Source organism: Leptolyngbya sp. FACHB-261, assembly GCF_014696065.1.
Lineage (GTDB): Bacteria > Cyanobacteriota > Cyanobacteriia > FACHB-261 > FACHB-261 > FACHB-261.
Genome location: NZ_JACJPL010000022.1, coordinates 139,044 through 165,103, shown reverse-complemented (window position 1 = coordinate 165,103; position 26,060 = coordinate 139,044). Strand labels below are relative to the sequence as shown.

Below are 26,060 nucleotides of genomic sequence, written 5' to 3'. Positions count from 1 at the left end.
TAGCAGCGCAGCGACTATAAGTCAATCCGAGCGCCCTGCCGGCGTAGCATGGATTGTTCTGCGGCTGTCAGCCCTTTACCGGGAGATAGGTCAGCACCGCTTACTTGACACAAGTGCCAATCGATCTCATTCAGGGTTGCCTCCCGCAAGTTTGCCCCACGCAGATCGGCTCCCTGGAGGCTTGCCAAGATGATATCAGCTGCTTCTAAATTGGCGTTTTGAAGCAGCGCATTAGTTAAATTTGCCCGGATCAAATTTGCCCGACGCAAGTCTGCTCCAGCCAGATCGACACCACGCAAGTCAGGAAACTTTGCCCGTTGCGGCTGGAGCAGAAACCGTTCGAGGCAGGCCAAATTTTCTGGTGTAGGGCGACTGAGGGCAAGTAACAGCTGGGCATAGCGCCCCATGCCTAGCTCACGCAGAAGTTGTTGTTTTTGCTCAGCACTGCGCTCTAGAAAGGCGAGGCCCACAGCTCCATCAGGACTTGATGCCATCACTTTGCGTTGATTAAGGCCAGAACTGAGCACGTAGCCAGTCCAATAGGGTCAGCAGGCGCGACTCTAACTTCGCGATCCACTGGTCGATCCAGTCCAGTAAGCGACTAAAGGGGCTTTTGACATAGCCCATCAGGGTTGCTTGAGCCTCGATCCAATCAGGGGACCAATCGCGGTCGATCTCTGGGGAGGCTGTTTTGGTTTGAGTCGCGACCACAGGCTGTTGAACCTGTACTTTGGGACGCACCAGCGAGGTCTGCCGGGTCCGGCTAGTCTGGCTAGTCTTGTTTAGCGGTTGAGCAGCCTCACGCCGTTGCAAAGGAGCCGCAGGACGTTTGGTTGCCCGACCACTCAAGGCTGGCCTTTGCGGTCCGGCTAGCCGAGGTCGCTCTAGCGTCGCTGCACCAACTAGTACGGGTTGGGCTAGTACAGGCTGGGCGTTGGCTTGAGCCGTGGCCTGAGTTGCAGATGGTTCACCCCAAGCCACCGGTTCAGTCTGGAACCCTGGTTCAACTGGTTCAGCAACTGGCTCAACAAATAAATCCGCCATGCTCAACCAGGGATCTGGCTCGGCTCCCAAGGGCAAGAGCTTGGATCCACCCAGACCAGAGAGAGCTTGCTGAACTGAAGCTGCGAGGGTACGTCGTCGGGCAGCTAGACCCATGAAATAGCGCAGCGCAGCCTCTACTAGGCCACGGATGTAGCTGGCATCAGGCTGCTGTGTTCCCTGGCCTAGCTCAATCTCTAGCTCAGGGTTATTTTTGGGGTCAAGTTGAGTTAAGGGAGCCGAGGGATTAGGGGCTAGCCAAGCCGGTGCTTTAGGCAGTGCTAATCCTTGCACCCAGCCAGGCAAGTTCGGTTTGTTAAGACTAACTCTGGCAACTAGATTGGCTTTGGCTAAATGAGCTTTGGCAACCAGCTGGGGTTTAGCGACCTGTTCTACCCAGCCTCTGACCTTATGAACCAGTTGACCTCCAGGCACTTCCAGCTCGTTCTGATCTTGTCTTGGGGGCTCCTGGCCTGTGTGCTCCTGGTTTAAGCTCTGGTTTTGAGCGGAAAGAGCCTCAACTAGATGATCTTGTACAGGAACTTGCTGCTCCCCGAACAAATCCACAGCTCTGGCAACTGGCCCGCGTTGCATCCAGCTCATCAGTTGCTTGAAGACCTGAACTGGAACCTGAACTGGCATTGGCAGCGCAGACCTTATGGCGGCTATTGGGTTGCCGGAACTTGGCTCTAGTTCCGTTGATGTCTCCGTTGGTGTCTCTGGCAATGTCAGTGAGGTTGCTACCGGTGCCGAAACTTGCAAAGCTCGCCGAGCTGATTTTTGCCGCCGGTGGTACTCAGCAACTTCCAGGGCAATCAGCTGACGAAACTGCTGCTGCTGCTCGGGCGTCAGCAGGTCAAACTGCTTGCCCTCAGAAGATACCAGCACCAGTTGTCGCGTTTGCAAATCCGCCGCCAGGTTACAGGGGGTTGCACCAGATTGTTCTGGGGGCAAGCTTAGCGTCTCAAGCGCTTCAGTCTGGCACTGGACTTTTTTCAGCACACTATCTGCAGCGGGCAGAGCCACAGCTTTGCGGTCCTGAGCAGGCAGGGGAGTCAATTGCTGATACAGCTGACGACCGCCCTGGTAGACCAGGTAGACCGGGTAAAGCAGCACTTGAGCCGCAATGACGGTGGCTGTTTGAGCATGCCAGGCTAGCCAACGGCTTCCTGTTCGTAGTTGGTCAACCACGCGAGCAGGCCAGCGCCAGTGAAGGGCGTTGAATAATTTGCTCTGAAATCGGCCTGACGAAGAAGGCTGAGGAGTCATGAAGAAATTCGCAGCAAGCTAAGAAGCCGCAAGGGTTTGCAATACCGTTGAGATGCCCTCAATCTTAACGTCAGATGAGTTTTGAGTCTGTACTGCATCTGAAGCGCATGACCTATCAGGAAGCTGCTACGCGCCTCACGGCTCTGAGCCAGGTTTCGGTTCAACAGCATTGGCGACAGTGCCAAAAAGACTGCCCTGTGTATCCAGTGGTAGATGCCGCTTATCGAGACGCAGACTGGCCACTAGCGCTACCCAACGACCGAGAGCATCTTAGCTGGCCGAAAGCTCGTAAGCCCCTATGGTTGCGGCAAACGTTCATCTGGCCGACGGAGCTAGAGGGTTATCCTCTCAGCGGTTGCATGGCGCGGCTGTGCCTGGTTTGGTGGGCGGAACACGCTCAGGTCTACGTTGACGGTCGGTTGGTACAGGAAGGGGACCTGTTTGACAGTACCGTACGCATTCCTCTGGGGACGGTGCAGCCCGGACGAGCCGTTACTGTGGTCCTGCGCTTGACTAGCCCGGCACATGTGGATGGCGCTTTGGTGCGTTCTGAGCTTAATTTTGCTGCGTCTGCCCCTCAAGTCGATCCAGGAATGCTAGCGGCGGAATTGTCAGTACTGGGCAATTATCTTCAAGCAGCTGAGCCTAAGCGTGTGGCCGAGCTAGAGCGAGCTGTGCAGCGAATTGACTGGAAGTCCCTTCAGGCTGAACCGGAGCGTTTTCAGGCTTCACTTGCGACTGTGCGCCAACAGCTTGCTCCTTTCGGTGAATGGTTGAAGCAACGCACCTGTTCATTGTTGGGACATGCGCATCTAGATATGGCTTGGTTGTGGCCTGTGGCAGAAACTTGGGAGGCTGCCGAACGCACGTTCAAATCGGTTTTGAATTTGCAAAAAGACTTTCCCGAATTAATTTTTTGTCACTCTACGCCTGCTCTTTACGAGTGGGTGGAACAGCACCGTCCTGATTTGTTCGCACAGATCCAAGAGCAAATTCGTCAGGGCACTTGGGAACTGGTGGGCGGCATGTGGGTAGAGCCTGATTTGAACTTGCCCGATGGGGAAGCGCTGGTGCGACAGGTGCTCTACGGACAGCGCTATTGCCGGGAGAAGTTTGGCATTGAGGTCAAAGTGGCCTGGGTTCCGGATACCTTCGGCTTTACTTGGCAATTGCCACAGATTCTCAAGCAAGGGGGGCTCGATTACTTTGTCACGCAGAAGCTGACCTGGAACGACACGACCCAGTTTCCCCACACTGCATTTTGGTGGCAAGCTCCCGATGGCTCTCGCATTTTTAGCTACATGAGCCCATTGGTGAACCAGCAAATTGAGCCGGTCAAAATGGCCGAGTCGACCTGTCAACATGAGCAGCGACTAGGCTTTGCTGACACGCTCTGGATGCCAGGGGTTGGCGACCACGGCGGCGGTCCCACTCGGGACATGCTGGAGACGGCACGTCAATGGCAAGAATCGCCCCTCTTCCCCACTATTCAGCACACCACTGCCCAAGTCTTTTTAGATCGATTACAGCAGTCCCGCTCAGATTTTCCGATCTGGAATAGTGAGTTGTATTTGGAGTTTCATCGCGGCTGCTACACGACGCAAGCCGCTCAAAAACGAGCCAATCGCTCCTGTGAAGTGCTGCTAGCTCAAGCTGAGATCTTTGCGTCCCTGGCCTCACTAGTTTCTGGAAGAAGCTATCCGAAACAGGCTCTAGAAACTGCCTGGAAAAAGCTGCTGTTTAACCAGTTCCATGACATTTTGCCGGGTTCTTCGATTCCTCAGGTTTATCATGATGCCGACCGGGAATGGCAGGCAGTGGAGCAGACAGCCCAGCAAATTCTCTCAGATTCTCTAGCCTCGATTGCGGCTCATATTGCTGCCCCTTCTTCACGTCTGGTTTTCAATTCTCTCAACTGGGAGCGATCGGAATGGCTGGAGGGCAACCAAGTTTCGATTCCTGCAATCGGCTATGCAGCCTTATCGCCTGTTTCCTCGCATAACGAGGGCAACGAGAGCTTTGAGAACGCAACAAATCTAGCTCTAGAAGACTTGATTCTAGAAAACGAATTCTTGCGGGTCAGGGTTGATCCTGAAACCGGCAATTTGAGCAGTGTTTTTGACAAAACCCATCAGCGCGAGGTACTGAGCGGTCCTGGCAATCAGTTGCAAGCCTTCAAAGATGAAGGGCAGTATTGGGATGCCTGGAATATTGACCCTAACTACGAGCAGCATCCTTTACCGGCTGCCCAGTTGCTAGTACCGCCTCAGCGCCTGAGCCCTGAAAGCATTGAAGTGCATCGTGCCATTGGACAATCGCAGTTCTGCCAGCGCTACTATCTGGCTCCGGGTTCGCGTGGTCTGAAAATTAGTACGCAGTTCATTGATTGGCAGGAAAAGCACGTGCTGGTCAAAGCAGCTTTTCCCCTCGCAACTAGCAGTGACCGGGCAAGCTACGAAATCCCCTGCGGCGTGATTGAGCGCTCGACCAAGGCCGAGACCCCAGCGGAGAAAGCGCAATGGGAGGTGCCAGCCCTGCGCTGGGCTTCCATTAGCGACGGTAGCTACAGCGTCAGCCTGCTAAATAACAGCAAATATGGCTACGACTGCAAACCCAGTCAAATCCGGCTGACCTTGCTGCGGGGTCCAGAATGGCCCGATCCCCAAGCAGACCAGGGAGTTCATGCACCCTTTGACTATATGCTTTACCCTCATCCTGGGAACTGGCAAACGGCGCAGGTTGTGCAGCGAGGGCAGGAACTCAATGCACCTCTCCATCAAGCTGAAACTCCCGCTCAGTCCCAAGCAGTCGAAGCCTCTCTGACAGGGCAGGTGCAATTGCCAGATCAGGCTAGCCTGTTGGACCTAGGGGCAGATAACTTGGTCCTGATGACCCTCAAGCAGGCTGAAGATGACCCCAATAGCTTTATTCTGCGCTGCTACGAGAGCCAGGGGCGACCGGCCCGCTTGGTGCTCACTAGCCCTTTGCCGCTGCGGCTAGCCGAACGGGTGGACCTGATGGAGCGATCTCTGTATTCACTGGAGCAGGACCCAGGCATTCAACCCTGGCAGATTGCCAGTTACCGACTGGTTGCTGAAACCTAAATAGTCCAAAATCTGCCTAAGAGCCTAAACCCGGTAGAAGGCTACCGGGTTTATAGGGTTGGTGAAATCAAGAACTGGTTACTTATAGTTTTGGACAATCAGACGCCCACAGCGTTGAGTCTAGAACCTTAACTTTCATCCTCTAAGTCCAGTAACCTGGTAGCTTTAGTGCTGTAGCTAAATCCATAAGCCTAACTAGCAAGGATTCAACTTTTTAGGCACTCTACTGCTGAGGTATTAGGCTCTACAAGTCTAAGCTGCGAGTGGTTCAGGAGAGCGGGCACTGTCCTGAAACCGAGTTAACTTTGTGCCCACCCTTAGATTAGCAAACTCCTTAGCTGTTGCATTAGTCGTTAACAGAAATTGATACTTTAAAGAGGCTATTGCAATTAGCTCAATTTGTGTTATCGGGCTACTGCTGAGCTGCGTTCACTGCGTAAGGGGTGCTTAGTGTAGGCAACCAGTCTGTACGGAGTTTCTCGATCGCCTGCTCTTTAAGCTTGGCTTCTATTTCAATCCAGGGCGCATGACGGTAGGCGCTAGGCATGACCGTAATCAAATCACTGTGGCGCTGGTCATTGAAGGAATCGCTGCCATTAGAGATATGCACCAGCTGCCACTCGGGAACCGGCCAGGTATCGCGGGCGGCCAGCAGTATCTCGCTGACACTGGGGTCTTCGTAGCTGAGCAGCTGTTCGTGGATGACGTGGTGGTGGGCGTCGAACACCATCGGGACCTCAGCAGCCTGACAGACGGCCAAAATCTCGGTGGCGCTATAGGCATACTCGTCGTTTTCTAAGGCCAAGCGCGAACGAATAGCCTCAGGCAGATCCCGAATCACCTGAATCAGACGCTCGGCACGGCCAGACTTGCCGCCGTGGATTTCCATCATTGCCCAAGGGGAACGGGGCAGCCCTAACAGATCGAGGATGCGGGCCTGTGCCGCCAGAATCTTGATACTGTTCTCAATCACCTCAGGCCGGTCAGAGCTGAGCACCACAAACTGGTCAGGGTGCAGGACCAAGCGAATGCCTAGGGCAGTAGCGCGGTCGCCCGTGCTCCGCAGTTCGTCGCTGAACTCTGCCAGGATGGTCTCGCCTAGGGCATCATCAGCAAAAGGAAACAGCGCCGAGGTCATGCGGTACAGCCGAATCTGATGCTCAGCACAAAAATCAAGGGCCCTATTGAGCCGAGCCAGGTTCTCGGTGTACAGCTTACGCAGCGTGTTCTCCTGCTCCTCAGGACTAAGCTGCAACAGCCGTTTGCGGGTCACCGTGCGGTATCGCACCTGATCCGATGCCGTAATGCACACTAACCCCAGTTCGGGAAGCCTTTCGAGGTTGTCCTGCCTAACTGCCAGGTTCATATCCTGTCCCTTGCTGTGAACCTTCCCTTGTGATCATGGTGAGGTCAGGGGGAGCTTTACATCCCACCCGCAGCAGAAGGCATCGGCGCGAACCTGGGTCTACAGTACCGTCTATAGGTTTAGCTAAGACCGGTTGACCCAAGACTGTCTAGCAGAGATTGTCTACCCAAGACGATCTACCAGAGACGGTCCAGAGCTTTCCTGAGGCTGGTGAACAGGAAATCGACTTCGGTTTCTGTGATCGTCAGAGGCGGAGACAGCGCGATCAAATCTCGAATGCCCCGTACAATCACGCCTTCCTCGCGGGCCAGCACCGACAGCTTCACGCCCATTGGGTCTTTGGGATTCAAGGCTGCTTTGCCGCCGCGTGGCAGAACCTCCAGCGCACCAATCAAGCCATCACCTCTGGCCTCGCCGACCGCAGGATGTTCAGCCAAGGCTTTGAGCTGGCGCTGGAAGTAAGGACCGATCTGGTCACGCACCCAGGGCAGAATGCCTTCCCCCTCCAGGATGTCTAGGTTCGCTAGGGCGGCAGCGGCGGAAGTGGGATGACCGCTGTAGGTAAAACCGTGGGCAAAGTAGCCGTTGCGAATTAGTACCTCAGCCACTTCGTCGCTAACCATCGTGGCTCCCAAGGGCAAATAACCACTGGTAATGCCCTTTGCCATTGTCATCAGGTCGGGATCCAAATCCCAAATCGTGCTGGCGAACCAATCACCCAGACGCCCAAAGCCTGTGATCACTTCATCCGCCACGAACAAAATGTTGTGATCCCAGCAGAGTTGGCGGAGCGCTGGTAGGTAGCCTTCGGGTGGCACAATTACCCCACCCGCGCCTTGAATCGGCTCGGCAAATAGGGCCGCGATTGTATCTGCTCCCTCTCGCTCGATGATGCGAGCCGTCTCCTCGACACACCATTGACCATAGGCCACCGGATCTAAATCAGTATTGGCACCGTAATGGTAAGGTCCAGGCACCTGCAAGAAACCGGGGAGTGGCAGATCAAAGGGGCCGTAGCAAGCAGGCAAGCCCGTCATGCTAGTCGTCGCCAAAGTAACGCCGTGATAGGCGTAGGTTCGAGAGAGAATTTTGTATTTCTGCGACTGACCTTGTAGCTTGTAATAGCCCCGAATGATCTTCAGCGCTGTTTCATTGGCCTCTGAACCGGAACAGGTGAAAGTTGTATGGTTAAGTCGGGCAGGGGCCAAACGAGCTAAGCGTTCGGCCAGCAAAATTGGCGGTTGTGTAGTCGAATTTAAGAAGGAGCAATAGTAAGGAAGCTCCTGCATTTGCCGCGTCACCGCTTCAACAATTTCGTGACGCCCATAACCGACATTGACACACCAAAGACCAGCGATACCATCGAGCAAACGATTACCGTCCTGGTCAATCACAAAGCGCCCTTCTGCCGAGCGAATAATGTGAGTACCAGCGGCGTGCATCTCCTCATGATTGGTGAAAGGATGCAGATGGTATGCCTGATCTAGCTCTCTTAATTGTTCAGAAGGTTGAATAATCATGATGAGTTAATAACAACTTCGCTACTCTCTAAGGTGATTGCTAAGCTGACTTGCTGATATGTTCACCCCAACTCTAATCAAAAGTGATCTCAGTCCTGGAGATATCCTTAAGTCTACAACGCGGGACTGGTCGGACCTGGTTGTTCATTGTCTTGAGTCGACGGATAACCCGCGCTTTGAATTGGCGTATGACCAACTTTGGGCAGAATTTGGCCAGCAGCATGAAATGGAGCAGCGCGAAACTCTAAGCTCTCGCTTTCAATGGCAGCCCCAGCAACGGCGACGGGGCTACGCTCTGCTCTATCAGATGCTGTTGTTGAGCTTGAAGGATGAATTTGTAGGTGTGCGGGACCACACGGCAATTGCTGACGAAAACCAAGTGGTGGTCCATCTCTCCCATGCCCTGGTCAGCCCTCAATGGCGACGAACCGGCATTGCCGGTTGGTTGCGGGCGTTGCCGTTGCAAACTGCCCGCGAGTGCCTGAAAAGGGCTGGGCTGCCTCCCTTGCCGATCACCCTAGTCGCGGAGATGGAACCGCTGCATCTAGACCATCCAGGACGGCTAGTGCGGTTACTCGCCTACGAAAAGGCCGGTTTCCAAAAGATTGCTCTGCCTATTGCCTACGCCCAACCTGATTTTCGACCTTTTGCCGAAATTGATGCTACCGGACCTCAGCCCCGGCCCCTCTCCCTGATCGTGCGTCGGGTAGGCCGAGAGCACGAATCAACCATTACGTCAGCTGAGGTGCAGAGTTTAGTGCGAGCCCTCTACGAAATGTACGCAACGGAATTCCGCTCGCAAGACATGGCTGAGTTGTTTGCCCAACTCGACTGCTATCCACCTGCCTCGACTCCCGTTCCTTTAGTTGCACCTAGCCAGCCAGAGTAGATTAACCAACTAGAAAGCAGCTACAAATGGTATTGGCCCATTCATAGCTGCTTATTTGCTGTTACTTAAAGAGCCAATTAAAGAGCTACTTAAAGTTAATTGACTAAGACTAGCTTCTACCCTAAGCTTTCCTAAGCTTTGATTGGCTTCTTGAACGTTTGTCTAAATAACCATTGCATAAAGCCAGGAAACAGTTGATAAGAAGCTTTGGACATATTGGCAGAGCCAACCAAAACCTCAGCCCGCTTGTTCTCAACGGCGTCCCAAATTGCCTTAGCCACGTCTTCTGGCTTTTCGACAACAGGCACGGAGAGCACCTGCTCTAGTTGCTCACGGCGATCTTTTGCATCCTGTTCATCTTCGCCCCGGAAGATAGCCCGCTGCATAAAGTCACTTTTAATCAGGTTTGGATAAATACCAGCGACATGAATACCTTTAGGCTCTAGCTCCGAGTGTAAGGATTGGGTTAACCCGGCCACTGCAAACTTGCTAGTGCAATAGGGAACTAGATAAGGCACAGGTACTTTGCCACCAATCGAACTGAGATTAACGATTGTGCCCTTGCCTCGCTCTATAAAGTGGGGCAGCAGGGCCTGAATGGTATGGATGTAACCCCATACATTGAGATCGAGAGCCCGATGCCAATCCTCTAAAGAGAACTGATGGACTGGACCCGAAATGTATAAACCCGCGTTGTTGATCAGGACATCTATGGAGCCATAGTGGTCTAGAGACTTTTGGACCAAGGCTGCAACCTGATTAGGATCGGTTACATCAGTGGGAACGGTCAGGGCTGCACGACCCAGAGCTTCTATCTCTTGTGATACAGTTGCCAAGGGGTCAGCATGACGGGCGGCTAGCACCAGGTTATACCCCTTGCGGGCAAACAAGAGGGCAGTCGCTTTGCCAATACCCTGAGATGCGCCTGTGATCAGTACCGTGGAAGTCATACTGTGGGTTGGAAAAAGGGTTTGAAGAATGCGACCTTTGCTACTGTTAGTCTGTCCAACAAAAGGAGGGTTAATCCTCTAGCTTTTGCCAGATTTTGAAGCCGAGATCAAGCGCTGAGTTAGCGTTGATACAGCTAAGCCTGGGGAATCTTTCCTGCGAACGATTTAATCAAGCAGCACTTCTCGAAAAATGAGTAGTGTTAAATCTTGTGTTTCTATGCTTTTTTTGCTTGAGAATGAACGCTACGTAGGAGTCACGGTGTGGTTGAGTTAGAACAGGCTCTCAGTAGCAGGTGTTTGCAAACGGTGAGAGCTGAAACTAAAGCGTATGGTCTTACCATCGCCCTGACGGTTATCTTACTTTGGGCAGGTAGCCTCGCCTTCTTGCTCTCGTTAGATGTTCCTAGTGCTCAGACCTGGTGGGTGTGGCCTGCCATGCTCTGGCAAACGTTTTTATATACAGGTTTATTTGTAACTGCGCACGATGCTATGCACGGAGGGGTTTACCCTCAAAACTCTACAGTAAATCGGTTTGTAGGTTCTTTAGCAGTTCGGCTCTATGCCCTCTTTTCTTATGAGAAGTTGCTAAAACGGCATGGTTTACACCATCAGCATCCAGCCAGTCAGACTGACCCTGATTTCCATGATGGCGAAAATCAAAACGTAGTCATCTGGTACCTCCAATTCATGAAGCGATATTGGAGCTGGACACAGATTTTTGGTTTGATGATCGTTTTTAATATCTTCAGTCGTGTTTTACATGTTTCTGAACTGAATTTAACGCTGTTCTGGGTTGTTCCCTCACTCTTAAGCTCGGTCCAACTATTCTTCTTTGGTACCTACTTACCCCACCATGAGCCCGAGGGTGGATACCAAAATCAACAACACCGTACCCAGAGCAGTGGTTTCCCGATCTTTTGGTCATTTGTCACCTGCTACCACTTTGGCTACCACGAAGAACATCACGAGTATCCTCAAGTGCCTTGGTGGCGGCTGCCAACTGTCCACAAAGTGTTGAGTCAGCAGCCTGAGGTGCCTCTACCCGCTTACTCGGTTGAGGTATGAACCTAAAAACCCTAGTTCTGGTTCCAGAAGACTAAGCTAGATAAGCTCAATAGGCAAAACTGAGCAGGGTCACTGAGTTGTCCGGTAACTGGAAGGAGTTAGAGCTGACAGTAGCCCAATCAGTTGTTTTCTGGCTGTAGCCATTAGCAGATACTTCATATCGAGCCAGGGCTGATCCAGTAGGGGTCCAGCCCTGGAATGTTGTTTGCACTTGTTGAACCTGGTTGCTGCGATTGATTAACAGATAACTGTGCTGAGCCGAGGTTGGGTTGCTAACGGCAAAGGCGACTACGGATTGATTGTCACTGCTCGTAGTAGCTACCCGATTACCTACGAGTAACTGGTTGAATAGATGAAACATATGGGCGCTAGGGCGTAGGGCATTGCGGCTGTCTGTCTTGCCGTAAATTTCGTCCTTTTCGTTCCAGGCTAGAGTTGCATCAGCCCCATTGTTAATGGCTTCAACCATTGCCAGCGCATCGAAAACAGTGCCTTTGTTACCGGCCATGCGAGCATCACGAGTTTGCCAGGTCCAACTAATGTTGTACTCATCAAGAAACACAGGAATATGGCGATTAGGGCTAGCCTGATTTAAGGTATCCACAATCGATTTAGTGTACCGACCAATCGAGCGTGTACCGTCATAGACGTTAGTGTCTGGTGTATCCCGGCTGCCACTGGCATAGGCGTGGAAAGAGAAGAAATCCAAATTTTGGGTAGTAGCGTTAATGAATCGAGAATAAAAGGGCTGTAAATCTGGACGGGAGAGCGCTGGCCCACCGATTTTAATCGTGGGATCCATCTGGTGCATAGCGGTAGCACATTTGTTGTAAATGGTGCTCAGCTCGTCTAGACGGTCTGGTTTGCTAGGGTCTTTTAATGGTCCCCAACCACTGTTGTTGCGGAATTGGGTGAAATACTGGCCATCTTTTTCGTTAGTCACTTCCCAGTGAGTGACACCGAACTGATTGTCTCGATTGACGATCTTGACTAGCTCGGCACAGAAGGCTGCATAGTTATCGAACTGGTTAGTATCTAGAAAACCATCGCGGTTAGCATCCATCCAGGCCGGCCAATCAGGGATATTAATCAACCTCAATGGTTGATTAGTAAAGGCACCTAGAGAGGCACTGAGAGCCTGGGTAATTTTAGTCGTATCCCAGCGTCGATTAGCTACGTCAATTAAGCCATCAGGATTAATAGCTGAATCGTTCATCATCCCAGCATTGTGGTAACGAATGATGCCGGGATTCATATAAGCCAGGTTGCTGTTGTAAGCCGGATTAGTTGCATCTTGAGGATTGAAGCCACGGAAGGCGTTGAGGCCAAAATGCAACTGACTAGTTGTGCCTTGAACTGTGCCCCAGTCTACGTTAACTTGAACGGGAGTTTGAGCAGTAGCAGCTATTAATCTAGCGTTTGAATTGCTACTAAATTGTGAACTTCCAGATTGAATAGAAGCCGCAGAGTTGCTACCCTCAGCCGAGTTTAGCGGTGCAGCATTGGTAGAAGAACTGCGCGAAAGATTGCTGTATTGCAGCCATAATTGAGCATCGGCACTTAACTTGTTGACTAATGAGCCCGAATGACTTAAGTCACTAGAGTGCAAACTATAGCTTTGACCAAGGTAATTTTTGTCAGCAAGACCATTATTGCTCGACATTGTCTCCCCCATTTTGCAACCTCAAGTATGAGCCGTGACTGCACATTCGCTGCCCCTAGTACGTAGAGATCATGCAGAGCATTCACTCTCAGGAGTAAGGTGGTTAGCCCTTGACAAGTTCACTTAGGTCGAGAGAAATGTCAATCGTATTTTCACTGAGGTAGTTCAGAGTTACTTTCTTGAATTAGTGAAATTCTACAGAGAAATCTCGACCGTATGAAATTCATTTGGATCTAGTGACTGTATTGCTACTGAGATTTTAGCTCCCAACTTTACAGCAGTTTGCCAAATTCAAAATCCATATAAACCTGAATCCAGGCACTATTTTTACTCTCGCGTTGAGCTATTTCCTGTAAATAAGCGCGATAGGCTAACTGACTTTCATCAGATGGGCCGCTTTCAAACACTGCGTTCTGGCGAAATTCCTTAGGTGGCCACTCACCAAACTGTTCTTTAAAACGAATTGCCGCGTGATCGGGAATCCGACGTTTACGAAAGGCTTCTTTGGCTACTCTGCGATAGAACAGCAACTTCTTCTTCTGTTCCTTGGAAAGTAACTGGACAAAATCTTCGGTTGGCTCTGCCTTAGCCGAGGGCGGGAATTCGTAACCGCAGTTGGGGCAAGCGATCTGAAAGCCGTAAAGGGTTGCACCGCAGCCGCCTTGATCGATCGGGCAGTTTTTGGTGGAAGCCGGTTGGGCGCTAGCGTCACCGCCTCGGGTTAAGTGAATCTCTTTCAATTCTTCAATGAAGCCAAAGCGCTTGACGTTGCCAGCCTGATCGAGAACCAAACAATCGGTTTTTCCGGTCTCTGGTGAGAGGCGCATACCGCGCCCGACCATTTGAAAAAACAAAGCCTTCGATTGAGTGGGACGGCACAATACCACTGCATTTACCGAGCCAACATCAAACCCTTCAGTCAGGGCCATACAACTGGATAGCAACAGGGTTTGCCCAGTTGCCAAGCGGTTGTAAATAGCCGTGCGTTCCGTAATTGGCGTCGTACCATCGACATGCTCTGCCGTGATACCCGCTCGTAAAAACGCATCACGAATGTGCTTGGAGTGCTCCACATTGACGGCGAAGGCGATCGTGGTTCGACCAGCACAAAGGCGCTGCCACTGCTGCACAATGTGCTCAATCAATTCAGGTTTGTCGCAGGCAATTGCCAGGTCAGGCTCGGAGTAGTCCCCGGCAACCGTGCGCACGGCCGACAAATCCAAATCGTCATCGAAGCCGTAGTAGCACAGAGGCGCGAGATGCCCCGCCTGGATTAGCTCACAGGGGAGGGGAGCACAGACCAGGGCATCAAATTTATCGCCCATGCCCTCGCGTCGGCTAAGCCGCCAGGGAGTGGCTGTGAGACCCAAATAAAGGGCATCTGGGCAATCCTGCTCCATCATGCGCTCAATGACCGCAACCCAGCCGGTTAGATGGCTTTCGTCTAGGAAGACAACATCCGGGTCGAATTCTTTCCACCAAGGCCGCCGATGGAGCGTTTGCACGGAGGCAATTTGAACAGAGGCTTTGCGGTCTTCCTGCCAACCACTTTTGATAAACCCTGCCTGGAGACCAAACTTCTGAAACTTGTCCCAGGTCTGACCCACCAAGACATCCCGATGGACCAAAAATAGAACACGCTGGCCGCTTCTGGCGGCATAGGCCACCAGTTGGCTAGCGATGATCGTTTTACCTGATCCCGTTGGAGCCACGATCAGAATGCGCCTCGTTCCTGCCTGAATATGACCGTAAACCTCGCTGATCACACGCTGCTGATAGTCACGTAGCTCAGGGGTTTTGTGTGCAGGCGTTGGCTCAGAGGGCGTTTGAGCTGGGGGAATTTTGTCTGAGTTTGACGAGGAATCGGCGCGGATCTCCAACATGCACTGGCTCTGTTCGGCTGTTTGAAGGTTTAGCATACAAGCCTGTGGATCTCACGGGCCTGTCCTTGCTGTGATTACCGTCTTTCATCATCCTGGCTTTGCGGCTCCGATCGGGCAACACATCATGCCCATGCGCAAATTTGCCCTGGTTGCCGAGGCTATCCGCCATCGCCCAGAGGCTCGCTTGCTGGAACCAGAGCCAGTTTCAGAAGCCGATTTGTTGCGCGTCCATACTGCTGAATACATCGCTGCTATTCGCACGGGTGAACCAAGAGCTTTGGCTGAGTCGCAAAAATTTCCCTGGTCGGCGGCGCTCTTTCCCTCGGTTTGCCTCACCAATGGCGGCTGCCTAGCAGCGGCGCGTCAGGCACTGCAGGATGGCGTGTCTGCTTGCTTAGGCAGTGGCTTTCACCATGCTCACGCTGATCATGGGGAGGGCTTTTGTACCTTCAATGGTCTGATTGTGGCGCTTGAAGCCTTGCGCGCTCAGGGACTAATTCAGCGAGCTGCCATTTTGGATCTCGATTTGCACTACGGCAATGGCACTGCTTCACTGGTGCAAAATCGCCCTGGCTTCTTTGCCCTGTCAATCTACGGCAATGATTACAACAACAACACCGCCTACAAAGATGTGTCAATCAAGCAGCATGCTGACGGTGTCAATCATCGCTCTTTTGCTTTGTCTGCTGGCGCTACGGGTCAAGACTTACAAACCGTGTTGAGTCGTGCCTTACCTCTGCTGCTGAGCGAAGGCAAACCCGATTTGTTGTTGTATCAAGCTGGAGCCGATCCTTTCAAAGCCGATCCCTATTCTCCGCTCAATCTGGACCACGCTGATTTACGCGCTCGCGATCAATTGGTGTTTGAATTTGCCCATGAACACCACATCCCTATTGCCTGGGTGTTGGCCGGTGGTTATACCCCAGATATTACCCAGGTCGTTCAAGTGCATGTGAACACTTTTGAGGCTTGCGCTGAGGTTTTCGGGCCTCATTAGCTCGGGCTTAATCAACCTAAATTCTAGTGATTTCTATTGCCTAATTTAGAACCCAACTTGCATCTAAAAACTACCTTGCATGTAAAACTAAGAAATCGCTACTCCAGCAAGCTTCGCATCATCCAAGCTGTCTTCTCGTGAACCTGAAGCCGTTGTGCTAAGAGATTCGCAGTGCCTTCATCGTTAACTTGCCGCGCCTTGACCAGAAGCGCACGGACCGTTCTGGCAACAGCTTCTTGGCCAGCCACGATCAAACGAATCATGTTCTCCGAGTCAGGAACTCCTAAGGTTTCTGCGACAGAAGTGAGCTGAGAAAATTCGGTATAGGTTCCTGGGGCAGGAAAACCTAGAATCCTGATCCGCTCAGCAATCATCTCAATCGCTGTAGCGAGTTCAGCATATTGCTGTTCAAACATAAATTGTAAGATTTGAAACTGAGGCCCAGTAACGTTCCAATGAAAACAATGGGTCTTGAGGTAAAGAGAATAGCTGTCTGCAAGCAGATGAGATAGCCCATAAGCAATTTCTCGCCTTGCCACTTCGTCAATGCCAATGTTGATTTTTAAGGTTCTATCTTGAAGTTGCATAGGCTTCTCCTACGTCCCGTTTAGAATTGCGTGAGTCATCCGATGCACCAGCTTGGGCTCCAAACTGGCTTACCACTCAGTGCCTTGCCCAGGTCAAAGCCTGCTCACTTCTTGCTCACTTCTGGTTGCTCGCTTTTCAAGTGGGGACGTTTTCCCTTCACGACCATTTGCAGGCTGCTTGGGGGCGCCAGTGTCACGCCTCGACGCACGGGCCTCAGTGGCTGGTGTTGAACCAGTGACAACTGCCATTGCGACAACATCGTCGCTAGTACCAGCTTCATCTCAAATTGAGCGAAGGCTAAACCAATACAGCGACGATTGCCGCCACCAAACGGTAGGTACTCATAGGGTGAAAACTGCCGTTCCAGGAAGCGCTCTGGCTTGAACTGTTTGGGCTCAGGGTAGGTGTCCGGTCGCTGGTGGGCTAAGTAGATCGAGGCGATCAAAACCGTGCCGGGTTCCAGGTGATAGCCCATCAACTCCATGGGCCGTTTCACAATTCGGGGAAAGGCATTCAGCGCAATCGGGTAGATGCGCAGGGTTTCCTGGCAAACAGCACTCAAGTAGGGCAAGCGGGCAATTGCATTGGGCTCAGCGTTAGGGCCCAGGGTATCCAGTTCGACTAGCAGTTTGTCCCGCACCTCAGGCAGGTAGTCAATCCAGTACAGTGCCCAGGCCAAGGCTGAAGCTGTGGTTTCATGTCCCGCGAATAGCAGGGTGACTAACTCGTCGCGCAACTCGACATCGCTCAGGGGCTGCCCCGTTTCGTCCCGCGCAGCCAGCAGCAACGCCAAGATATCCTCACGCTCGCTCTGGCTCTGGGTGTGACTTTGAGCCCGGCGTTCAGCGATTTCAGCGTAGAGCAACTGGTCGATTGCTTGCCTGCGGCGCAAGAAGCGCCCCCAAGGGCTCCAGGCCCCTAAATCTTGCTGTAGCGAGCGATAAAAGAGCACTGCTGAACCCAGCGGAGAAGCAAAGCCATCCACCAATTGGCTGAGCAACTGTCGTAACTGTTCGTAACGGGCTCCCTCGCACAAGCCAAAGACGGTGCTGAGAATAACCTTGAGGGAAATATCTTGAGTTACAGAACGAACCGTAAAAGGCTGCCCTAGAGCGCACTGGCTCATCACTTCGGTTGTGATTGCGCAAATCAGCTCACCATAAGCGCGCATGCGTTCGCCGTGAAAGGGGGGCATCAGCAACCGTCGCTGGCGCAGATGTCGCTCGCCCTCCAGCAAAGTCAGGGATTGCTCACCAACCACCGGTTTGAGCACCAGGTTGCCCTTGCTGGTATCGAAACGCTCGGAGCGTTCCGTCTCGCTGCCTAAGATCTCTTGCAGTGCCGCCGGGTTACTGAAGTAGAGGATAGGAGGCCAGTGGGGACTGAGCACTCTAAAAGGGTCGCCGTAACGCTGAGCACGCTCGTCCAGATACTCCAGAGGACGGGCAATCCACTCGATCGTCTGCAAAAAAGGGGGCGTTTTGGGACCGTCAGGCAGCTTCATGGGGCGAGTCTCTTCGGAATGCTTTCTCATCTTGCCTCCCCAACTGAGCTACTGGATTGAAACCCGAAGCGCAGTGCTGCTCAGCACCAGGCAGTACAACCTGTAACAAGTACAACCTGTAACAATTGCCGACACCAGCAAGTCCAGCTCCGTTCCCTCCTAGCAATAGCGATACTGAAAAGCAGAGGTAACAGCAGGGGTATCGGTACCAGGATGGCAATGAATCAAGCCACGAATCAGGCGACAAATCAGGAGACCAATCAACCGATCACCTCGTGGGTCAACCGCAGTCCTGGTGATCTTCGCGTCGAACTGGCTGAAGTCGCAGCCACAGCCGTAGAGCCAGTCGTGAAAAGAGCAGTGCAGGCAGCGCCAGACTGGGCGAAACAGCCCCTTGCCGACAGAGTAGCCTGCTTGCGTAAAGCGCAAAGCGCCCTAGTGAATGCTCAAGATTCGTTGGCCTATGGCATCGCCCTGGAAACTGGCAAACCTTTGCGCGAAGCGAAGGGGGAGGTCGGAGCAGTCATTGCCAAAATTGACCTGACGATTGCTGATGCCGAGCGCTATCTGCCGCCGCGTGCAGTGACGGATGGCCCCCATCCAGCTCAGGTTCGTCGTCGGTCCAAAGGTCCAGCAGCAATTGTGGGACCCTTCAATTTTCCGTTGCACCTACCCCACGGTGCTGCCGTTGCGCATCTGCTGGCCGGTAACCCCGTTGTGTTTAAGCCATCGCCGCTGGCTGCCAATGTTGCCGCTCAATACAGCCAGCTCATCCAAGCCAGCTTGCCCGAGGGCGTATTTGGTCTGGTGCAGGGTGGCGCGCCTGAGGGAGAAGCGCTGTGTTTGCACCCCAAAATTCGGGCAGTTAGCTTCACTGGCTCGGTTCCAGTGGGACGGTCATTGGCACAGGCGTTGGCCGCTGATTTCTCTAAAGATCTGGCCCTCGAGTTGGGCGGCAAAAACGCCTTGATTGTCTGTGCTGATGCTGATCTCAGTGCAGCAGCTAAAGCCGCTGCTGAAGGTGCTTGCCTCACCGCAGGCCAGCGCTGTAACGCCACCAGTCGAGTGCTAGTCCAGCGGCAAGTTGCAGAGCCCTTCTTGGAGCTGTTTTTGGCGGCCTTGGCTCACTATCAACCTGGCGATCCACTGAACATTGAAACCACACTAGGACCGTTGATCAATCAGACAGCCGTTGAGCGCTTTCAACGGCTCCTGGCGCAAACCGGCGGACAGTGGCTGCTGCCTGGCGCGGTAGAGCCTGAGGTCAATGGCAAGCCAGGGTACTATGTGCGACCGGGCGTGATGCTCTGGCAGGAGCGTGCCGTTGGCTTAGCCTCAGCTCTGCACTGCCAAGAAGCCTTCGCACCCCTAGTGGAGGTGTTCATCGTGGAGGATCTAGAAGATGCTTTGGCAGTTCACAACTCCACGCCTTTTGGCCTGACGACCTCAATCTTTACCCGTTCTCAGGCGCAGTTTGAGGCACTGGCGGATTGCCTCCAGGTGGGTAACGTCTATGCCAACCTAGCAACCACCTTCTCGCCCTCAACCTTGCCCTTTGGCGGCTTGGGTGAGTCGGGTAACGGCAAGCCAGGTGGACGGGAATTCATTCGTTTTGTCACCGATGAGCAGGCGGTGCAAATTGCAGCTTCTAGCTTTAGCTCGCCCTAGCTTTAACGGGCCCTAAAATGATTGGAAAATCATTAGAAACTGCGAACCCATTGCCCTATGGCTCCAACTGTTGCATTCACGAAATATCACGGCCTCGGCAACGACTTTGTGATGATCGACAATCGGCACAGCCCGGAGCCGGTGCTAACGCCTGAACAAGCAGTTCAGGTGTGTGATCGCAATTTTGGTGTAGGGGCCGATGGTGTAATTTTTGCGCTGCCAGCTCAAGAGGGCGCAGACTACAGCATGCGGATCTACAACAGCGATGGTTCCGAGCCCGAGATGTGTGGCAATGGCATTCGCTGCCTGGCCAAGTTCCTGCACGAGTTGGGGGCCGAGGCGGAGCAAGGACGCTACCGCATCCACACGCTGGGCGGCCTGATTGTGCCTGAGTTGACGGCGGATGGTCAGGTGACTGTGGATATGGGAGAGCCACGCCTCCTAGCCACTGAGATTCCAACCACTTTGGCCTCCGAGAAGGTGGTTAATCTGCCGCTAGAGGTCGCAGGACAAACCTGGCAAGTGACCTGTGTGAACATGGGAAACCCCCACTGCATCACATTTGTGGAAGATGTCGATGCGATTTCCCTAGCTGAGATTGGGCCGCAATTCGAGCACCATGCCGTATTCCCTCAACGCACCAACACCGAATTTGTGCAGGTCGTTCGCCCCGATTATCTGAAGATGCGGGTCTGGGAACGAGGCGCAGGCCCAACCTTAGCTTGTGGGACTGGTGCTTGTGCCACGGTGGTCGCTGCCGTACTCAATGGCCGCAGTGAGCGACAGGCCACGGTAGAACTGCCTGGTGGCCCTCTACTGATCCACTGGTCAGCAGCAGACAACCACCTTCATATGAGCGGTCCTGCCCAGGCTGTATTTTCTGGGACATTAGCGAGTGACTTCCTCAAGAGTTAAATCTTAAAAGCTAGACCTTTCACTCTCTGCTAATCTCAACCGGCCTCACTCTAATCAGGGTGAGGCTGGTTGGCGATACTAGACCTATTAACCTATTCACTAATTCACTAAGGTTACTAAAGAAAAAGCCCTAGCTTCTCAAACCACTAAAAAGCCCAAAATAAAACCCCCGGCTGTGCCAGGGGTTACTTACTCACTCAGGGAAGAATACCCGTCAATTCACAAGACTACTCAGGGGAACTACCTAGCTTGGGCTTAGGCAGTCCGGGTTACCAAACCGTAAAGGAAGATAGCGATACAAGAGCCAACGATGGCGACTAACAGACCTTGGATGCTGAAGCCTGTGAAGGCAATCCCCAAGAGAGCGCTGCCGACGAAACCACCAATCAATGCACCGACAATACCTAAAACGATGGTTGCAATAATACCGCCGCCTTGGTGACCAGGATAAATGGCCTTAGCGATAGCACCAGCAATCAAACCAACAATAATCCAGGACAAAATATTCATTGTTTTTCCTCTTTTGCTATCAACGATTCAATTGATACAAGCATAAGCTGAGATACGAGGTCTGGTAGTCCATCTGTAGACCAGTGTTAGCCTCTGCCATAGGAAGGACTGCAGAGCTTAAACTGCTTAGCTTGAATTCAGTGAATTCGCCTCCCCACCTCACTTCAATGCCAAAGTTCTATTGTTTTTCTTTCTGCTTTTTTCTTTCTATATTTCTGCGAATAGTTGTGTAAACAATAGTGAGAAATCTCTTCCATTCAGAACGCCAGAGCTTCCGGAACTCCCTGCCACAACTTTCTACTACGACTTGGGACACTCATGTTCTCCAACTGAGCAGGCTGAACAGAAACTGAGCAGTTCTTAGCCTGGTGAATCTAGATCGCTTTCGCCACCCTTTAAGAGGCAACGGTTTGAATGCCGTTAAGTATGAGCCCCTCTTTAAAAGGCCCCAAGGACAACTCTATGCAACGACTTTGGACAGCTTCCCTACTCGGCGCAGTCTTGACCTTGCTGTCTCCTATCGCAGCCCATGCTGCAACGTTCACATTTTCCACACCTCTCAGCGGGGAGCAGCAGGTACCGCCCAATAGCAGCTCGGCTTCTGGCTTAGCCACCTCGATCCTGGATGGAGAACCGACTGCCTGGACTTTCCGTTACGATCTGAGCTTTTCTGGTCTGTCTGGGCCTCTTGCCCTCGCCCACATTCACGTCGCTCCGCTGGGTCAAGCAGGGCCAGTTGTGCACGACTTGGACAGCCCACCGATTGGCAGTACCAGTGGCCGAATTGCAGGGGATTGGACTTCTGCCGAAGTCGTCGCCGCTGGGGTTGATCCTAGTAAGGTCTTCAACCGCTTCTTAGCTGGTCAATACTATTTCAACATCCACTCCAATGCGCCTGGTACGACATTCCTGACTGGTGGAGAGATCCGGGGCCAGATTGAGGACCCAATGACCAGATCAGTCCCTGAACCGTCATCAATGTTAGCGGTGCTAGCCTTAGGGGCATTCAGCGCAGGTTCAGTGCTGAAGCGCGCCAAAGTAGCAGGATAAACCTGCAAACTGAGCTTTTCACACTGGCTTGATGTTGACCGCAAGCAGCTTGGTTCACTAATCGCTATACATAGCAAGTCCTTTACAAACGGCTAAGGGGCTTGTTATGTAGGAGTTAATATAACCCATGTGAGCTTGTTAGAACTTGCCAAACTTGCTTACCAAAATTGTCAAAGCATTATAAGCAAGCCTCAGAAATCTTCTAAGCTAAGGGTTCTTGGATCAGACGGATCAAACTCTTGGTTTCTCTCGGATAGAAGAGTATGGTCTTTCAGCTCAGCTAAGTCGTGATCTCTGGCCTCTAGTTCCACTGCGTACAGCAAGGCTTCTTGGCTATTCGCGCAAGCAACTTGATAAGCTCTATAGGTTCCGTCAATCTTCTCAAAAACAAGCCGATAAATATTCATCTAATACCTACTTCTTACTTAATCTTGCTCAGAGGCAAGAGTTTAATCCGAAATTTTGCTTTATGTTGTTCACTTTAGTAACTCAAGAGCCACATGTGACAGGCCCCGACCTCGTCTCTTTTACCAGCACTGGCGGAAGAGGCGGGGAGAGGGCCTGTAATGGTGACCATAAAACCGGACTGATGGAAACCTCTAGCTGGGCTGAGCCTGAACTGCGTTCACTGGTAGAAGAGAGGGTTTTGCAGAGGCACTCTGGATAGAAGATTGAGGCGAGGGAAGTTCTTCCAACAACCCTAGTAGCTGAGCTTCAACATCAGGGATTGTAATTTCTGCACCACCGGGGATATGTACGACGAGCCCCAAGCCTGGTCTGTGAACCAACTTACCGTAAGTCATTTCAGATGCACCTTTGTTATACGCGCTTGATGTTCCAACAGTGAACCTAAGCTGCTCGCTTCGACTCTGTCTAAAGATCAGGTCGGCAAAAATCTTTAGAGCGAGATTCATAAAAGTATGCATGAGAGGGTGAAAGAGATTAAGGCTTATTTTAAGTTTTGTTAAGAGGTGTAGCCAAAAGAGCGATTAGCTGCTGGGCTTAAACCCCCGCTCCCCACTAAAAGCAACAGTTAGAAGCAACAGAAATAACTTAATAAAACGGCAGCTTGTTAAGTGAAATTAATTTACAGAGCTGTGTCTTAGCAGAGGGTTGGCTAGCATAGCGGGAAGACTCCTAGCCTGCAACTATACCTGGAGATACTTGAGCCGGTCGCCATATTTCCGCTTCCTTTGGACGGTAAGTAGGTGCTGACCCACTGCATTCGACCTACTGTTTCTTGGCGCTCCTATGCCGTTATGGATTTGGCAACTCCCCATCATGCACCCCTATCGCCTGCGCCAGTACAGTGTTTCAGGGTTGACTGTAGGGCTGGCGCTTCTGGCACTATTACAGCTCGACCCCTGGCTTAACTGGCAAAGTAGGCCTTTTTTGGTTCTCTTAGCAGCTGTTTTGTTGAATGCCCATTTGGGAGGTGTAGGCGCTGGTTTGCTCGCCACTGTCTTATCAGGTTTGGGCTATGTCTTGTTTTTGCTGCCTGCCTCGATTGGTTGGTCGTCCAGTTGGCCTTCTACCTGGCTATCCAGCGAAACCTTACAACTAGGATTATTTCTCTTAGAAGGCGGGCTGCTCAGTATTTGGCTAGGGGGCTTGAATCAAAAACGGACCGAGTACAAGCAATCGGAACAGGTTTTACCAACTGCCCTATCTACTAGCGAAACCTCGGGTCGGCCCCAGTTTGTTGAACTCAACCAGATTTATAAAGCTGCACCGATTGGTCTGTGCTTCCTAGATACTGAATTACGCTTCATCTGCATCAATGACTGGCTAGCGGCGATCAACGGTAGATCGGTCGCTGAGCACATTGGGCGACGGCTAGGTGAAGTGGTGCCAGAGTTTGCCGACGCAGTAGAGCCGCTATACCGGCAAGTGTTGGCCTCGCGACTGCCCGCTTTAAATGTAGAACTTTGTAGCTGCACTGCGACAGAGCCCCAAGTTGAACGTACCTGGCTGGTGAGCTATTACCCAGTTATCGACGCTCAGGATGTCTTACTCGGCGTCAGTACAGTGGTCCAAGACATCACTGAGCGCAAGCAGGCTGAAGCAGCCCTGCGCAAAAATGAGGCTAAATTTCGTCGGCTGGTCGAAGCCAACATGTTTGGTGTTGCTTTCGGCGATTTCAGTGGTCGCATTACCTATGCCAATGAAGCGTTGCTACGCATGATTGGTCACACCGAAGCCGATGTCCTGAACGGCCAATTGCGCTGGGACAGGCTCACACCGTCCGAATACCTGCCCCTAGATGCGCACGCAACTGAGGAGCTGCGAATGCGGGGCGTCTCCACGCCATTTACCAAAGAGTACATTCGCCAGGATGGCAGTCGTGTTCCAATTTTGCTTGGGTCAGCTTTACTGGCTGAGCCTTATGACCAACAGGAAACTATCATCAGTTTCTATCTAGATTTGATCGAGCTGAAGCAAATTGAGTCAGCGCTACAGCGACAGCAAGAACGGCTGAATCTAGCTCAAAAAGCGGGCAAAATTGGCACGTTTGAGTGGGATATCGCAACCCATAAAATTACTTGGACTCAAGAGCTAGAAGCGCTCTATGGTTTATCTCCAGGTTGCTTTGGCGGGCAGTATCAAAACTGGCTCAAGGCGCTGCATCCCGCTGACCGGCTCAGAACTGGACAAGCGGTGCGCAAAGCCATGCGCACAGGCACTCCACTCGATACCGAGTTTCGGATCTACTGGCCCGACGGTAGCTTGCACTGGATGCTGGCTAAGGCGCATGTGTTTCAGGATGGCAGCAACAGCCGGTTGATCGGCGTAAACGTAGATATCACCGAACGGAAACAAGCTGAGGAAAGCCTTCAGGAAACCAATCAGACTCTGCAAGCGCTGATTCAAGCTTGTCCATTGGCGATCGCCGTTTTTAGCTTGGACAATGGGCAAGTTAAGCTCTGGAATCCTGCCGCTGAACTTATTTTTGGCTGGAGCGAACAGGAAGTATTGGGCTGTTTTTTGCCCTCGGTTCCACCTGATAAGCGCCAAGAATTTCTTGGTAATCTTGCTGCAATTCGCCAAGGGCAGTCTTTGGTCGGAATCGAAACTCGACGGCAGAAAAAAAACGGTCTTCCAATTGAGCTCAGTGTTTGGGCCGCTCCCCTTCAAGATGCCGAAGGCCGTTGCAACTGTGTGTCCATCGTGGCTGATATCACCGAGCGCAAACAAGCCGAGGTAGAACGCAGTCTGCTTCTGGCCCGCGAACAAGCTGCCCGAGCCCAAGCCGAAGCCGCTAACCGTCTGAAAGACGAGTTTCTGGCTACCTTGTCCCACGAATTGCGCTCGCCCCTCAATGCCATGCTGGGTTGGGCACAGTTGCTACGCACCCGCAAATTCAACGCTGCCACTACCGAGCGGGCCTTAGAAACGATTGAGCGCAATGCCCGCCTGCAAACGCAACTGGTCGAGGATTTACTGGATGTCTCCCGGATTATTCAGGGGCGGCTCGGGCTAAACCTAAGCCCGGTCGACCTGGTGCCAGTAATTGAGGCCGCTATCGAGACTGTGCGTCCCGCCGCTGAGGCCAAAAATATCCAGGTGCGAACTGAGTTGCCGGCTGAGGCCAGCCTATTAGCAGGCGATGCTGCTCGCCTGCAACAGGTGATCTGGAACCTGCTCTCCAACGCGATCAAGTTCACCCCAAGCGGCGGGCAAGTAGAAGTTCAGCTCAGCCAAAATGACGAGGCTGTGCAATTGCGAGTAAGCGACACGGGCCGAGGTATTAGTGCCGATTTCTTGCCCTACGTCTTTGACCGCTTTCGTCAAGCTGATAATTCCTCAACCCGAACCTATGGTGGTCTTGGCTTAGGATTGGCAATTGTCCGGCATCTCGTCGAATTGCATGGTGGCATGGTAGATGCCAGTAGCCCCGGTGAGGGCCAGGGGGCAACGTTTTCTGTGGTGATACCTTTACCCAAGGGTGCTCTGAGTAGCCGTTTGCAAGCGAATACGCAAACATCGCTACCCACTAATCCGGAAGCACCTCAAGACTTGCCTCAAGACCCAGGGCGTAAACCGCTCGAATCTTAATTGCTCACTGTAATTGCTCAGC

The 26,060-nt window shown here is 52.4% G+C and carries 19 protein-coding genes; 8 read left to right on the top strand and 11 right to left on the bottom strand.

Annotation, left to right across the window (positions count from 1 at the left end):
- Positions 1-14 precede the first annotated feature (14 nt).
- Positions 15-494 carry a pentapeptide repeat-containing protein gene (locus H6F94_RS13635; protein WP_190802782.1) on the bottom strand — a complete coding sequence of 160 codons (480 nt, stop codon included), beginning with the start codon at positions 492-494 and terminating at the stop codon, positions 15-17.
- Between the two features lie 13 nt (positions 495-507).
- A complete protein-coding gene (locus H6F94_RS13630; RefSeq protein ID WP_190802781.1) occupies positions 508-2,310 on the bottom strand; it encodes a hypothetical protein in 1,803 nt (600 codons plus the stop codon).
- A gap of 74 nt (positions 2,311-2,384) precedes the next feature.
- On the opposite strand from H6F94_RS13630, the gene H6F94_RS13625 reads away from it, so the two are divergent.
- A complete protein-coding gene (locus H6F94_RS13625) occupies positions 2,385-5,414 on the top strand; it encodes an alpha-mannosidase (protein WP_190802780.1) in 3,030 nt (1,009 codons plus the stop codon).
- A gap of 412 nt (positions 5,415-5,826) precedes the next feature.
- On the opposite strand, the gene uvsE is transcribed toward H6F94_RS13625, so the two are convergent.
- Positions 5,827-6,780 carry a UV DNA damage repair endonuclease UvsE gene (gene uvsE, locus H6F94_RS13620; protein ID WP_190802779.1) on the bottom strand — a complete coding sequence of 318 codons (954 nt, stop codon included), beginning with the start codon at positions 6,778-6,780 and terminating at the stop codon, positions 5,827-5,829.
- 176 nt (positions 6,781-6,956) lie between these two features.
- A complete protein-coding gene (locus tag H6F94_RS13615; protein WP_190802778.1) occupies positions 6,957-8,300 on the bottom strand; it encodes an aminotransferase family protein in 1,344 nt (447 codons plus the stop codon).
- A 58-nt stretch (positions 8,301-8,358) separates the two neighbouring features.
- Between H6F94_RS13615 and H6F94_RS13610 the strand changes: the two genes are divergently transcribed.
- Positions 8,359-9,189, top strand: coding sequence for a GNAT family N-acetyltransferase (locus tag H6F94_RS13610; protein WP_190802777.1), 831 nt, complete (start codon positions 8,359-8,361; stop codon positions 9,187-9,189).
- A 131-nt stretch (positions 9,190-9,320) separates the two neighbouring features.
- Here the strand turns inward: H6F94_RS13610 and H6F94_RS13605 are convergent, their stop codons facing one another.
- On the bottom strand, positions 9,321-10,139 hold the full coding sequence (locus H6F94_RS13605) for an SDR family NAD(P)-dependent oxidoreductase (protein ID WP_190802776.1): 819 nt from the start codon (positions 10,137-10,139) through the stop codon (positions 9,321-9,323).
- 261 nt (positions 10,140-10,400) lie between these two features.
- Here H6F94_RS13605 and crtW point away from each other — a divergent pair, with 261 nt between their 5' ends.
- Positions 10,401-11,204 carry a beta-carotene ketolase CrtW gene (gene crtW / locus H6F94_RS13600; RefSeq protein WP_190802775.1) on the top strand — a complete coding sequence of 268 codons (804 nt, stop codon included), beginning with the start codon at positions 10,401-10,403 and terminating at the stop codon, positions 11,202-11,204.
- 46 nt (positions 11,205-11,250) lie between these two features.
- Here crtW and H6F94_RS13595 read toward each other — a convergent pair whose 3' ends face one another.
- Together H6F94_RS13595 and H6F94_RS13590 are read right to left on the bottom strand one after the other, a co-directional pair.
- Complete coding sequence (locus H6F94_RS13595; protein ID WP_190802774.1) at positions 11,251-12,867, bottom strand: GH39 family glycosyl hydrolase; 1,617 nt, start codon at positions 12,865-12,867, stop codon at positions 11,251-11,253.
- 272 nt (positions 12,868-13,139) lie between these two features.
- On the bottom strand, positions 13,140-14,786 hold the full coding sequence (locus H6F94_RS13590) for a DEAD/DEAH box helicase (protein WP_190802773.1): 1,647 nt from the start codon (positions 14,784-14,786) through the stop codon (positions 13,140-13,142).
- A gap of 34 nt (positions 14,787-14,820) precedes the next feature.
- On the opposite strand from H6F94_RS13590, the gene H6F94_RS13585 reads away from it, so the two are divergent.
- On the top strand, positions 14,821-15,747 hold the full coding sequence (locus H6F94_RS13585) for a histone deacetylase family protein (RefSeq protein ID WP_199320404.1): 927 nt from the start codon (positions 14,821-14,823) through the stop codon (positions 15,745-15,747).
- A gap of 98 nt (positions 15,748-15,845) precedes the next feature.
- Here the strand turns inward: H6F94_RS13585 and H6F94_RS13580 are convergent, their stop codons facing one another.
- Positions 15,846-16,334, bottom strand: a complete 489-nt coding sequence (locus H6F94_RS13580; protein WP_190802772.1) for a Dps family protein — start codon at positions 16,332-16,334, stop codon at positions 15,846-15,848.
- A gap of 104 nt (positions 16,335-16,438) precedes the next feature.
- Complete coding sequence (locus H6F94_RS13575) at positions 16,439-17,869, bottom strand: cytochrome P450 (protein ID WP_242041178.1); 1,431 nt, start codon at positions 17,867-17,869, stop codon at positions 16,439-16,441.
- Positions 17,870-18,052: 183 nt separating this feature from the next.
- Between H6F94_RS13575 and H6F94_RS13570 the strand changes: the two genes are divergently transcribed.
- On the top strand, positions 18,053-19,507 hold the full coding sequence (locus H6F94_RS13570; RefSeq protein WP_190802771.1) for an aldehyde dehydrogenase family protein: 1,455 nt from the start codon (positions 18,053-18,055) through the stop codon (positions 19,505-19,507).
- Between the two features lie 57 nt (positions 19,508-19,564).
- Positions 19,565-20,422, top strand: coding sequence for a diaminopimelate epimerase (dapF, locus tag H6F94_RS13565; protein WP_190802770.1), 858 nt, complete (start codon positions 19,565-19,567; stop codon positions 20,420-20,422).
- A gap of 255 nt (positions 20,423-20,677) precedes the next feature.
- Here the strand turns inward: dapF and H6F94_RS13560 are convergent, their stop codons facing one another.
- The gene (locus H6F94_RS13560; protein ID WP_190802769.1) at positions 20,678-20,932 is read right to left on the bottom strand and encodes a GlsB/YeaQ/YmgE family stress response membrane protein; all 255 of its coding nucleotides are present in this window, start codon (positions 20,930-20,932) and stop codon (positions 20,678-20,680) included.
- Positions 20,933-21,394: 462 nt separating this feature from the next.
- On the opposite strand from H6F94_RS13560, the gene H6F94_RS13555 reads away from it, so the two are divergent.
- Positions 21,395-21,982, top strand: a complete 588-nt coding sequence (locus tag H6F94_RS13555) for a CHRD domain-containing protein (protein WP_190802768.1) — start codon at positions 21,395-21,397, stop codon at positions 21,980-21,982.
- Between the two features lie 599 nt (positions 21,983-22,581).
- Here the strand turns inward: H6F94_RS13555 and H6F94_RS13550 are convergent.
- A complete protein-coding gene (locus tag H6F94_RS13550) occupies positions 22,582-22,785 on the bottom strand; it encodes a hypothetical protein (RefSeq protein WP_190802767.1) in 204 nt (67 codons plus the stop codon).
- 448 nt (positions 22,786-23,233) lie between these two features.
- Between H6F94_RS13550 and H6F94_RS13545 the strand changes: the two genes are divergently transcribed.
- Positions 23,234-26,038, top strand: a complete 2,805-nt coding sequence (locus H6F94_RS13545) for a PAS domain-containing sensor histidine kinase (protein WP_190802766.1) — start codon at positions 23,234-23,236, stop codon at positions 26,036-26,038.
- Positions 26,039-26,060 lie beyond the last annotated feature (22 nt).

Excerpts from the sequence above, each read along its gene's own strand:
- H6F94_RS13635 (WP_190802782.1), bottom strand. The coding sequence starts at position 494 with ATGGCATCAAGTCCTGATGGAGCTGTGGGCCTCGCCTTTCTAGAGCGC.
- H6F94_RS13630 (WP_190802781.1), bottom strand. The coding sequence starts at position 2,310 with ATGACTCCTCAGCCTTCTTCGTCAGGCCGATTTCAGAGCAAATTATTC.
- H6F94_RS13625 (WP_190802780.1), top strand. The coding sequence starts at position 2,385 with ATGAGTTTTGAGTCTGTACTGCATCTGAAGCGCATGACCTATCAGGAA.
- uvsE (WP_190802779.1), bottom strand. The coding sequence starts at position 6,780 with ATGAACCTGGCAGTTAGGCAGGACAACCTCGAAAGGCTTCCCGAACTG.
- H6F94_RS13615 (WP_190802778.1), bottom strand. The coding sequence starts at position 8,300 with ATGATTATTCAACCTTCTGAACAATTAAGAGAGCTAGATCAGGCATAC.
- H6F94_RS13610 (WP_190802777.1), top strand. The coding sequence starts at position 8,359 with ATGTTCACCCCAACTCTAATCAAAAGTGATCTCAGTCCTGGAGATATC.
- H6F94_RS13605 (WP_190802776.1), bottom strand. The coding sequence starts at position 10,139 with ATGACTTCCACGGTACTGATCACAGGCGCATCTCAGGGTATTGGCAAA.
- H6F94_RS13595 (WP_190802774.1), bottom strand. The coding sequence starts at position 12,867 with ATGTCGAGCAATAATGGTCTTGCTGACAAAAATTACCTTGGTCAAAGC.
- H6F94_RS13590 (WP_190802773.1), bottom strand. The coding sequence starts at position 14,786 with ATGCTAAACCTTCAAACAGCCGAACAGAGCCAGTGCATGTTGGAGATC.
- H6F94_RS13580 (WP_190802772.1), bottom strand. The coding sequence starts at position 16,334 with ATGCAACTTCAAGATAGAACCTTAAAAATCAACATTGGCATTGACGAA.
- H6F94_RS13575 (WP_242041178.1), bottom strand. The coding sequence starts at position 17,869 with ATGAGAAAGCATTCCGAAGAGACTCGCCCCATGAAGCTGCCTGACGGT.
- H6F94_RS13570 (WP_190802771.1), top strand. The coding sequence starts at position 18,053 with ATGGCAATGAATCAAGCCACGAATCAGGCGACAAATCAGGAGACCAAT.
- dapF (WP_190802770.1), top strand. The coding sequence starts at position 19,565 with ATGGCTCCAACTGTTGCATTCACGAAATATCACGGCCTCGGCAACGAC.
- H6F94_RS13560 (WP_190802769.1), bottom strand. The coding sequence starts at position 20,932 with ATGAATATTTTGTCCTGGATTATTGTTGGTTTGATTGCTGGTGCTATC.
- H6F94_RS13555 (WP_190802768.1), top strand. The coding sequence starts at position 21,395 with ATGCAACGACTTTGGACAGCTTCCCTACTCGGCGCAGTCTTGACCTTG.
- H6F94_RS13550 (WP_190802767.1), bottom strand. The coding sequence starts at position 22,785 with ATGACTTACGGTAAGTTGGTTCACAGACCAGGCTTGGGGCTCGTCGTA.
- H6F94_RS13545 (WP_190802766.1), top strand. The coding sequence starts at position 23,234 with ATGCCGTTATGGATTTGGCAACTCCCCATCATGCACCCCTATCGCCTG.